The 1452-nt window shown below is 69.6% G+C and carries 1 protein-coding gene; it reads right to left on the bottom strand.

Going from position 1 to position 1452, the window contains the following annotated elements; translation table 11 throughout:
- Positions 1–25: 25 nt before the first annotated feature.
- The gene (locus tag ACFW22_RS35870) at positions 26–1294 is read right to left on the bottom strand and encodes an IS701 family transposase (RefSeq protein WP_386412998.1); all 1269 of its coding nucleotides are present in this window, start codon (positions 1292–1294) and stop codon (positions 26–28) included.
- Between the last annotated feature and the right edge of the window lie 158 nt (positions 1295–1452).

Genomic DNA, 1452 nt, shown 5'->3' with positions numbered 1-1452 from the left:
TAGTACTCCAGTGCGGTTTTGTGATCTACCCGGTGGGTTCGTTGGCGGACCGTCGTTGGTAGTGGCTTTGTCGGGCTGTTGCCTGGTGGCGTCTGCGCCAGATTGACCAGTGCAGCAGCCTGGCGGCGGTCACGGCCGGCGGGCCGAAGACGGCGGTAAGCAGGTGTCGGATCTCCGGGACGGTCAAGGAGATCGGTTCGCTGTTGCGGGCTGGGTGGTGCGGGCCGGTGGGCCGCTGCGGTGCCGCGTCTGCGGCGACGGCGGTCAGGAAGGCCAGGGCGAGCATGGCGAGAGTGATGTGCCGGTGCCAGGCGGTCCAGTTGCGGACCTGGTAGTGGTCAAGTCCGACCTGGCCCTTGGCGGCCTGGAAGCACTCCTCGACGCTCCAGCGGACGCCGGCGACGCGGACCAGCTCGGCCAGGGTGACCGTGGTGGGTGACCAGCACAGGTAGAAGGCGAGTTCGCCGGTGGTGCGATTGCGGCGGATCAGCAGGTGGCGGTGTTCGTCGGTGCCGATGTGGATCCAGGCCCAGTCGTAGTGGCGCGGGCCCTTCGCGCCGTTGCCCGCGCTGTGCCGCTGCCAGGCAGTGGCGGGCAGGCGGCCGGCGACGGTGTCCGCGCGGATGGGGGTGCGGCCGTGGTTGATCCGCACCCGTGTCGAGCAGGCGACGGCCATCACGTAGCCGGTGCCGTGTGCCTCCAGAGCGGCGCGAAGCTGCGGGTCCTGTCCGTATGCTTCGTCGCCGGTCACCCATGGTGCCTCCACCCCGGCGTCCAGCGTGGCGGCGATCATCTCCCAGGCGAGGCGGGGTTTGGTCTGGAACTGCACCTCGTCGGGTATCCCCGCCGCCCGGCGGCGCTCGGCGTCGGTGCACCAGGAGTGCTCGGGCAGGTAGAGCCGGCGGTCGATCAGCGTCCGCCCCCGGCTGGTGGCATAGGCGAGGAAGACCCCGACCTGGGAGTTCTCGATGCGGCCCGCGGTGCCGGTGTACTGGCGCTGGACGCCCGCCGAAGCCCGGCCCTTCTTCAGGAAGCCGGTCTCGTCCACGATGAGGACGCCGCCGTCGGTGCCGAGGTGTTCAACGGCGTAGGCGCGGATGTCGTCGCGGACGGAGTCGGCGTCCCAACGGGCATAGCGCAGCAGACGCTGCATCGGCCCCGGTCGGGCCAGGCCGGCCTGTTCGGCCAGTTGCCAGCAGTTCTTCCGCTCGACATGCGACAGCAGCCCGAGCAGATAGGCGCGGGCGGTAGCCCGGGGTTCAACTCGGCTGAACCGGCCCGCGATCCGGGCCATGGCCTGCTCGAACATCACCCGCCAGCGTGCAGGGTCTACGCTATGGCCAGCGGCCACCGCACGATCTTCGTTTGTCCACACACCAACCGATGATCACGCGGTGGCCGTACCCGTTCCCAGCCAGGGTCGCCACAAGATCGCGAAACCAGACTGGAGTA

It is taken from the genome of Streptomyces sp. NPDC058872, assembly GCF_042743065.1.
Taxonomy (GTDB): Bacteria; Actinomycetota; Actinomycetes; order Streptomycetales; family Streptomycetaceae; genus Streptomyces.
Note: the sequence above shows the minus strand (reverse complement) of the source record. Positions and strands in the feature narration are given on the sequence as shown.